General features: G+C 74.5%; 8 protein-coding genes. 3 read left to right on the forward strand and 5 right to left on the reverse strand.

The annotated features are described in order from the left end of the window. Positions 1–39 precede the first annotated feature (39 nt). Positions 40–312 (reverse strand): GlsB/YeaQ/YmgE family stress response membrane protein, encoded by a 273-nt coding sequence (locus ACWCSD_RS40305; protein WP_387668368.1) that lies wholly within the window; start codon positions 310–312, stop codon positions 40–42. A gap of 266 nt (positions 313–578) precedes the next feature. Here ACWCSD_RS40305 and ACWCSD_RS40310 point away from each other — a divergent pair, with 266 nt between their 5' ends. After that, positions 579–1157 carry a YbhB/YbcL family Raf kinase inhibitor-like protein gene (locus ACWCSD_RS40310; protein ID WP_397164740.1) on the forward strand — a complete coding sequence of 193 codons (579 nt, stop codon included), beginning with the start codon at positions 579–581 and terminating at the stop codon, positions 1155–1157. A gap of 28 nt (positions 1158–1185) precedes the next feature. Here the strand turns inward: ACWCSD_RS40310 and ACWCSD_RS40315 are convergent, their stop codons facing one another. From ACWCSD_RS40315 to ACWCSD_RS40325, 3 genes are read right to left on the reverse strand one after another with little or no spacing between them, the layout of a single operon-like run. After that, positions 1186–3000, reverse strand: a complete 1815-nt coding sequence (locus ACWCSD_RS40315; RefSeq protein ID WP_449922763.1) for a glycoside hydrolase family 15 protein — start codon at positions 2998–3000, stop codon at positions 1186–1188. Between the two features lie 30 nt (positions 3001–3030). Then, a complete protein-coding gene (locus ACWCSD_RS40320; protein ID WP_449922765.1) occupies positions 3031–4275 on the reverse strand; it encodes an RNA polymerase sigma factor in 1245 nt (414 codons plus the stop codon). Further along, the gene (locus tag ACWCSD_RS40325) at positions 4268–4609 is read right to left on the reverse strand and encodes a YciI family protein (RefSeq protein WP_352319589.1); all 342 of its coding nucleotides are present in this window, start codon (positions 4607–4609) and stop codon (positions 4268–4270) included. Before ACWCSD_RS40325 ends, ACWCSD_RS40320 begins: the two co-directional genes overlap by 8 nt. 144 nt (positions 4610–4753) lie before the next feature. Between ACWCSD_RS40325 and ACWCSD_RS40330 the strand changes: the two genes are divergently transcribed. Continuing rightward, positions 4754–5953: a serine hydrolase domain-containing protein gene (locus ACWCSD_RS40330; RefSeq protein WP_449922767.1), complete on the forward strand. Its 1200-nt coding sequence runs from the start codon at positions 4754–4756 to the stop codon at positions 5951–5953. A gap of 55 nt (positions 5954–6008) precedes the next feature. Then, positions 6009–8345 carry an ATP-binding protein gene (locus ACWCSD_RS40335; RefSeq protein ID WP_449922769.1) on the forward strand — a complete coding sequence of 779 codons (2337 nt, stop codon included), beginning with the start codon at positions 6009–6011 and terminating at the stop codon, positions 8343–8345. Positions 8346–8354: 9 nt separating this feature from the next. On the opposite strand, the gene ACWCSD_RS40340 is transcribed toward ACWCSD_RS40335, so the two are convergent. After that, on the reverse strand, positions 8355–9084 hold a 730-nt coding region (locus ACWCSD_RS40340), incomplete at its 5' end, for an alpha/beta hydrolase (RefSeq protein ID WP_449922771.1).

Below are 9084 nucleotides of genomic sequence, written 5' to 3' on the forward strand. Positions count from 1 at the left end.
GCGCGTTCGCCGCACCCCGGGATCCCGGCGCGTTCCGCTCTACCGGACGCTGCGTCTGCCGTAGAGGCCCGCCGCCAGGGCCACCCCCAGACCGGCGAGCACCACCTGGATGACCAGTTCTATCCAGTCGATGCCGCGGGTGTCCGCGACGCCGACCGCGGCGGCGATCGCGGTGCCGATGAGGGCCGCGACGATGCCGATCACGATGGTGAGCCAGATGGGGATGCTCTGACGGCCCGGCACGACCAGCCGGCCGAGGACGCCGATGACGAGCCCGATGATGAGGGCGGAGATGATGCCGGTGACTGCCACGCTTCACACTCCCGTTCTGCCGCGCCGGATGTCGCCACCCCTCGTGGGGGAGGAGTGCCCCCGGCCTGACAGCGCCATTGCTTCCCAGCAGCATCACAAAGAAACCGGACCACTCAGCCTGATATCGGTTCATGGCGGACAGGTTCCATGCGGGTGTGCCGTTCGCGGTGGTGGCGGAGGCGACCCCGCGGTGCCTACACTGCGGGCACACCCCACGACAGCAGACGCGAACGAACGGCGCACCGAACCCCTCTCAGGAGCCCTTTGTGACCGTCAGACGAATCGTGCTGCACGCCCTGCTCGCGGCGACGACCGCGACGACCGCCGCCGTGACCGCCGCGGCGCCGGCGAACGCCACCGCCTTCACCCTCACCAGCACCGCCTTCACCCAGGGCGGGATCATCCCGAAGGTGCACGAGTGCACCAGCGGCGGCCAGAGCGACCCCGGCCGGCGCAACGAGTCACCGCCCCTGACCTGGAGCGGCGGCCCGGCCGGCACCCGCGGCTACGCCCTGGTGATGCGGGACCTGGACAACAACAACCTCATCCACTGGGTGATCTACGACATCCCGGCGGACGTGACCTCGCTGCCGCAGAACGTCGAGCACGCCTACCGTCCGACGGCCCCGGCCGGGGCCCGGCAGATCTACTACCGCGGCAGCGCCAGCCTGTACGGCTACCAGGGGCCGTGCTCCCCCTGGTCGGTCAACACCTACCAGTTCACCGTGCACGCCCTCGACCGGGCCGCCCTGACCGAACTGGGCTCCGGCTCGTCCACGACGACCGCGGCGAGGGTGATCTCCGGCGCGTCCCTGGGGACGGCCGTGCTGTCCGGCGAGTCCTGAACGCTCAGGAGCGCCGGGATTCCGGCGGTCAGCCGAGGGCGCGGTCGAGGTTGAAGGCGGCGCTGATCAGGGCCAGGTGGGTGAACGCCTGCGGGAAGTTGCCCTGCTGCTCGCCCGTCCGGCCGATCTCCTCGGCGTACAGGCCGAGGTGGTTGGCGTAGGTCAGCATCTTCTCGAAGGCCAGGCGGGCCTCCTCCACCCGGCCGGCGCGGACCAGCGCCTCGACGTACCAGAAGGAGCAGATGGAGAACGTGCCCTCCTGGCCGCGCAGGCCGTCGGGGCTGGCGTCCGGGTCGTAGCGGTAGACCAGCGAGTCGGACACCAGGTCGGCGGTGAGCGCGTCGAGCGTGGACAGCCACTTCGGGTCGGTGGGCGAGACGAACTTGGCCAGCGGCATCATCAGCAGCGCCGCGTCGAGCACGTCGCCGTCCTCGTGCTGGACGAACGCCTGCCGCGCGTCGGACCAGCCGTGGGCCATGATCTGCCGGTAGAGGTCGTCGCGCGCCCCGCGCCAGTGGGGGATGTCGGCGGGCAGGCCGCGGCGGGCGGCCATGCGCATGGCGCGTTCGATGGCGACCCAGCACATCAGCCGGGAGTACAGGAACTTCTTGCGTCCGCCCCTGGTCTCCCAGACGCCCTCGTCGGGCTGGTCCCAGTTGTCGCAGACCCAGTCGACCAGGGCGCAGACGGCGTCCCAGTGGTCACTGGAGATGGGTTTGCCCCATTTGTCGTAGAGGTAGACGGAGTCGAGCAGGGCGCCGTAGATGTCGAGCTGGAGCTGACCGGCGGCGGCGTTGCCGACGCGTACCGGGGCCGAGCCGCGGTACCCCTCCAGGTGGTCGAGCTGCCGTTCGGGCAGGTCGGTGCGGCCGTCGATGCCGTACATGATCTGGAGGGGGCCGTTGGGGCCGGCGTGGCGCAGGCTGACGTGCCGGGTCAGGAACGACATGAACGCCTCGGCCTCGCCGGTGAAGCCCAGCCGGAGCAGGGCGTAGACGCAGAAGGCGGCGTCGCGGACCCACAGGTAGCGGTAGTCCCAGTTGCGCTCGCCGCCGATCAGCTCGGGCAGGCTGGTGGTCGGGGCGGCGACGATCGCGCCGGTCGGCGCGTACGTCAGCAGCTTGAGCGTCAGGGCCGAGCGGTGGACCATCTCCCGCCACCTGCCCCGGTAGCGGGAGGCCGACAGCCATCTGCGCCAGAACGCGACCGTGGCGGTCAGCGCCTCCTCCGCCTCGACGTGCGGGCAGCCGAGGGGCGGGATCTCGGCCTCGATCCGGTCGAGCGCGAACACCTCCGACTCGCCCTCCACGAGGGTGAAGCACGCCCGCACGTCGCGTCCGTCGCACTCGACCGGGACGGTGGCGCTCAGCCCGAGCGTCAGCTGGGCGGACTCGAAGACGGTCAGGCCGTCGACCTCGCGCACGACGTGCGGGTCGGCCCCGTAGCCGAAGCGGGGGGCCACCCGCGCGTGGAACGGCAGCGAGCCGCGCACGCAGAGCACCCGGCGGATCAGCCGCTGCCGGCCGCGGCCGCCCGGCTCGCCGATGATCGGCATGAAGTCCTGGATCTCGCCCACCCCGCTCTCGGTGAAGAAGCGGGTGATGAGCACGTTGGTGTCGGGGAAGTAGAACTGCTTGGTCCGCGCCGGCACGTCGGTGCCCAGCTCGAACGCCCCGCCCCGGTCGGCGTCGAGGATCGAGGCGAACACGCTGGGCGAGTCGAAGGCCGGGCAGCAGTACCAGTCGATGGTGCCGTCGGTGCCGACCAGGGCCACGCTGCGCAGATCGCCGATGAGGCCGTGCTCGGCGATCGGCAGGTAGCGGTCACCGTCTGCTCCACCCATCGCAGCAGTTCTCCCTGGTCAGGGCAGTGCTCAAACCTCGCGCCCGGCCTCCTCCAGCGCGGCCAGGCGGCGGCGGAGGTGGGTGCGCTCGGGCTCGCTCCCGGCCGCCCCGAGCGCGGCGCGGTACGCCTCGGCGGCCTCGGGCAGCCGGCCGAGCCGGTGCAGCAGGTCGGCGCGGGCCAGCAGGTACGGGTGGTAGTCGCGCAGCCGCCGCGCCCCGGCCAGCTCCTCCAGCAGCGCCAGCCCGGCCTCGGGCCCGTCGCGCATGGCCACGGCCGCCGCCCGGTTCAGCGCCACCACCGGAGAGGGGTCGAGCGCGAGCAGCACGTCGTACAGGGCCACGACCTGCGGCCAGTCGGTCGTGGCCAGGTCCGGGGCCTCGTCGTGCAGCGCCGCGATCGCGGCCTGGACGGCGTACGGGCCGGGCGGGCCGCCGGTGAGCGCGGTCACCACCAGCGCCGAGCCCTCCTCGATCATGGCCCGGTCCCAGAGGCCGCGGTCCTGCTCGCCGAGCAGCACCGGCTCCCCCTCGGGCCCGGCACGGGCGTCGCGCCGGGCGTGCACCAGCAGCAGCAACGCCAGCAGCCCGGCGACCTCCCGCTCGGCGGGCAGCAGCCGGCGCAGGATCCGGGCCAGCCTGATCGCCTCCTCGGCCAGGTCGAGCCGCTGGAGGAAGGGCCCGGAGCTGGCCGCGTAGCCCTCGGTGAAGATCGAGTAGATCACCTGGAGCACGCCGGGCACCCGTTCCGGCAGCTCGTGGGCCTCGGGCACGCGGAACGGCACGCGCGCCTCCCTGATCTTCTTCTTGGCCCGGACGATGCGCTTGGCCATCGTCTGGGCCGGCACCAGGTAGGCCCGCGCCACCTCGGGGGTGGTCAGGCCGGCCAGGCAGCGCAACGTCAGCGCCCCGCGGTCCTCGGCCGGCAGCGCGGGGTGGGCGCAGGTGAAGAAGAGCCGCAGCCGTTCGTCGGGCAGGCAGCCGTCCTCGCCGGGGGGCGCTTCGGGGGCGGCCCGCTCGGCCTCGGCCGCCAGGACGGCCAGCCGGGTGGCCAGCGCCTGCTCGCGTCTGAGCCGGTCGACCGCCTTGCGCCTTGCGGTGGTCATCAGCCACGCGCCCGGATTGGGCGGCACGCCCTCGGCGGGCCAGTGCCTCAGCGCCGCCTCGACGGCGTCGGAGGTGACCTCCTCGGCGAGGTCGAGGTCGCCGAAGCGGCGGACGAGCGCGGCCAGCAGCCGGCCGCGCTCCTCACGGAAGACGGCCTCGATCTCACGCATCGAAGTCGGCGACCGGGCGGACCACCACCGAGCCGCCGCCGCGCGCACCCGGGCAGCGCACGGCCCAGTCGAGGGCGGCGTCGAGGTCCGGCACGTCGATCACGTAGAAGCCGCCCAGCACCTCGCGCGTCTCGGCGTACGGGCCGTCGGTGACGGTCGGCGTGCCGTCGGCGCTCACCCGTACGGTGGTGGCGGTCACCAGGTCGGCCAGCGACTCGCCGGAGACCAGGATGCCCGCCTCCCGGACGGACTTGTCGTAGGCCATCCACTCCTGGAAGTCGCCCGGCTCCTGCTCGTCGGAGGTGCCGGCGTTGATCAGCAGCATGTACTTCATCGGTGTTCCCCTTCGCGGTCGGCGTACGGCGGGGCCGCCGTACGCCTTCACCACGAACGGGACCCGCCCGGATGGACACGCCATGACGATGAGTTTTCCGGGTCCGTCCGGTCATTGTCACGACACGTCACTTCAGGAGGACCGATGAGCGTACTGGAACAGCGGATGCGGGGCGTGCTGGGCGGGTTCGTGGCGCGGGGCGAGGTGCCGGGGCTGGTCGGGCTCGTCCATCATCGGGGCGAGACGCACGTCGTGCCGATGGGCACGCTGGAGCGCGGCGGCGGGGCGGCCGTCGCGGCGGACTCGATCTTCCGGATCGCGTCGCTGACCAAGGCCGTCACCGCGGCGGCGGCGATGATCCTGGTGGAGGAGTGCGTCCTGCGGATCGACGACCCGATCGACGACCTCGTCCCCGAGCTGGCCGGTCGCCGGGTGTTGCGCGCCCTGGACGCGCCGCTGGACGACACGGTGCCCGCCACGCGGCCGATCACCGTACGCGACCTGCTGACCTTCCGGCTGGGCACGGGACAGCTCCTGGTGGAGGGCGACGAGCTGCCCATCGTGCGCGCGATGCGCGACCCGCGGATCGACCGCGGCCCCGACGGCCCCGGCAGCGGCCCTGACGAGTGGCTCGCCCTGCTGGGCGCGCTGCCGCTGATGTTCCAGCCGGGCGAGCGGTGGACCTACCACACGAGCGCCGACGTCCTGGGCGTGCTGGTCGCGCGGGCCGCCGGGAAACCGCTGCACGACTTCATGACCGAGCGCGTCTTCGAGCCCCTGGGCATGCGCGACACCGGCTACCACCTGCCCGCGGACAAGCTCCACCGCCTGGCGGCCTCCTACCGGCCGGACGGCTCGGGCGGCGTGACGCCGAGGCCCGACCCGCGCGTGTGGCACGAGCCGCCGGCCTTCCCGTCCGGCGGCGGCGGCCCCGGCCTGCTCTCGACCGCCCTCGACTACGCCGCCTTCCTCCGGATGCTGCTGGAGAAGGGGCGGCACGACGGCGGCCGGATCCTGTCGCGGGCCTCGGTCGAGCTGATGACGGCCGACCATCTGTCGCCGGCCCAGAAGGCGGGCGCCGAGACGTTCCTCGGGTCGGGCGGCTGGGGGTTCGGGATGCAGGTGGACACCCGGGCCGATCGCCTGTACACCCGGCCGGGCCGGTTCGGCTGGACCGGCGGGCTCGGCACCACGGCCTACGCCGATCCGTCGGAGGGGCTGGTGGGCGTGCTGTTCACCCAGGTGGCGATGACGTCGCCGGTGGCGCCCGAGGTCTTCGAGGACTTCTGGACCGTGACGTACACCTCGATCGACCAGCACCTCACCCCGATTTCCGGCAGATAAGGTGGGTAGGCGGCGTTTCGGGGGATTTCGCCGCTCACAGCGCTGAGGGGGACGGGTGGCGGAGTCGTTCGGCACGATGCTGCGGAGCCTGAGACACGCCGCCGGGCTGACCATCGAGGAGCTCTCCCACGCCTCCGGCGTCAGCGTGCGCGCCATCGGCGACATGGAACGCGGGGCCAGCAGGGGCCCGCAGCGGCGCACCGTCGAGGCCCTGGCCGAGGCGCTGCGGCTGGACGGGCCGCGGCGCACGGCGCTGTCCGACGCCGCCCGCGCCGGCCGCCCGCGCCAGGAGGCCGCGCCCGGCGCCTGCGAGCCGCCCCGCGGCGTGGGCGACTTCACCGGCCGCGAACGGGAGCTGCGCCTGCTGCGCGACCTGGCCGCCCGCACGGCCGAGGACGCGCCCGCCGCCGTCTCCGGGGCCGTCTCCGGGGCCGAGGACGCGCCCGCCGTCGTCGCGGCCGTCTCCGGGGCCGCCGGCATCGGCAAGACCGCCCTGGCCGTGCGCGCCGCCGCCCACCTGGCCGACCTGTTCCCCGACGGCCGCTTCTACCTGGACCTGCGCGGCATGGACCCGGTCCCGCTGGACCCGGGCACGGCGCTGTCCCGGCTGCTCAACGCCCTGAGCGTGGCCGAGCGGCGCATCCCGGCCGACGAGGAGGACCGCGCCGGCCAGTACCGCGCCCTGCTGCGCGGCCGGCGCTGCCTGGTCATCCTGGACAACGCCGCGCACGAGGCCCAGGTGCGCCCGCTGCTGCCCGCCGAGGGCCCGTCCATGACGCTGGTCACCAGCCGCCGCCCGCTGGCCGGGCTGGAGGGCGTGCACCAGGTGCCGCTGGCGCACCTGGCGGCCGGGGAGTCGGCCGCGCTGCTGCGCGCGATCGTCGGCGCCGAGCGCGCCGACGCCGACCCGGACGGGGTCGCCCAGGTCGCCGACCTGTGCGGGAACCTGCCGCTGGCGCTGCGCATCGCCGGGAACCGGCTGCAGAGCAGGCCCGGCTGGACCGCCGGGCACCTGGCCGCCCGCCTCGGCGACGAGGGACGCCGGGTGGAGTCGCTGGCCGCCGGCGACCTGTCGGTGGCAGCGGCCTTCGCGCTGTCGTACCGGCAGCTGTCGGCGCCCGCGCGGCGCGGCTTCCGGCGGCTGGCGCTGGCCGCCGCGCCGGACTTCGGGGCGCCGATGACGGCCGTCCTCGCCGAGCTCGGCCCGGACGAGGCCGAGGACGCCCTGGAGGAGCTGGTCGATCTCGGGCTGCTGCAGTCGCCGTACCCCGGCCGCTACCGCTTCCACGACCTGGTCCGGCTGTTCGCCCGCGCCCGGCTGTCCGACGAGGAGCCCATGACGGCGCAGCGGCAGGCGCGGCGGCGGATGGACGACTGGCTGCTGGAGATCGCGACCGTCGCCGGGCGCTGGTTCGAGCCCGGCTACGGCGCGCCGCCGTCCGGGTGGAGCTCGCTGGTCGCGCTGGACAGCGCGCGGCAGGCGCAGGAATGGCTCCAGGCCGAGGGCGCGGCGTGGCTGGCCGCGCTGCGGCAGGCGGCCCGCGCCGGCGAGCACGCGCGGGTCGTCGAGGTGGCCGAGGCCATGCACTGGTTCTCCGACCTGTGGATGCACTGGGGGCACTGGCCCGAGGTGTTCGAGCTGTCGTCCGGCGCGGCCCGCGAGACGGGCGACCGCCTGCAGGAGGCGGTGCACCTCAACTACCTGTCCTGGGCGCGCACGTACTGCCAGGGCCGCTACGACGAGGGCGAGCGGACCGCGCTGCGCGCGCTGGAGCTGGCCCGCGAGGTCGGGGACGTGCGCCAGCAGGGCTGGGCCCTGACCTACGCCACCTGGGCGCTGTGGGGGCGCGACGACCGGCGCGCCACGGAGACCGGCCTGGAGCACGCGCGGCGGGCGGCGGAGTGCTTCCGGCAGGCCGGCGACCCCGAGGGCTACGCCCAGGCGATGCTCAGCGTCGGCAACGGCCTGCGCCGGCTGGGCCGGATCGAGGAGGCCGTACGGCACGGGCTGGAGCTGCTGGAACGGCTGCGCGACCCGGCGTTCGGCGGCACGCCGGTCATCGTCGCCCACGCCGTCGGGGCGGCGCTGGACCTGCTGAGCGACGGCTACTTCGCGCTCGGCCGCTGGCAGGAGGCCGCCGACCACTATCGCGAGGCGCTGGTCGAGCTGCGCAAGCGCCCGATCAACCGGGCCACGGCCCAGACGCTGACGAACCTGGGCCGGGCGCTGGTCGAGCTGGGACGGCGGGAGGCGGCGCGCGAGGCGTTCCAGGAGGCCCTGGAGCTGTACGAAGCCTCCGCCGACGCCGTCCGGGCGGCCCGCGTGACCGCCGAGCTCACCCGCCTGGCCCCGGTCGAGACCACTGTGACGCCCCCGGAAGGCGCTCGCTGAGCGGGCCGGTCAGGGGTCCACGAACCGTTCGATGAAGGTCAGGGCGGTGCCGCAGACCTCGCGCCAGCCGCTGTCCACGGTCATCGAGTGCCCGCGCCCCGGCAGCTCGACGATCTCGGTCAGATGGTGCCGGTTGCGGGCCTGCCACAGGTAGGCGGCGTGCGCGGCGGCCCACGGGACCGTGCGGTCCATCTCGCCGGCGACCAGCAGCAGCGGCCCCCGGTCCGGCGCGGCGCCGTCGAGGCCCGTGGGGTCGCCCGCCTCCGCCGCCGGGACGGCGTACGTCTCGTACAGCCGCCTGGCCTCCTCCTCGCCGACGGCGTTGGCCACGGCGTGCCGGAAGCGCCCGTACGTGAGCGCCCCGCGGAACGGCGCCGGGCTGATCGCCACGCAGGCGCAGGCCAGCCCGCGGCCGGCCAGGATCTGCGCGACCAGGCCGCCGGCCGCGTGGCCGACCAGGGCGGGCCGGCGCGCCAGCCCGCCGATCAACCCGGCGAAGTGGCCTGCGGGATGCCCGGCGGCCTCGCCGTCCTCGGGCCAGGCCGGGATGACGGGGACGAACCCCGCCTGCCCGAACACCTCGGCCCAGGGCTCCCAGCTCTCGGCCAGCAACCACGGGTCGTGGACGAAGACGACCGGGACCCGCCCGGTGGCGTTGGCGTGCCGCACCTGGTCCAGGTCGTAGGCGGAGGGCATGGCGCGGCAGGTCAGCTCTCGTGCAGGGCCCGGCGCAGCGTGC

The sequence above is a fragment of the Nonomuraea sp. NPDC001684 genome (assembly GCF_053596515.1).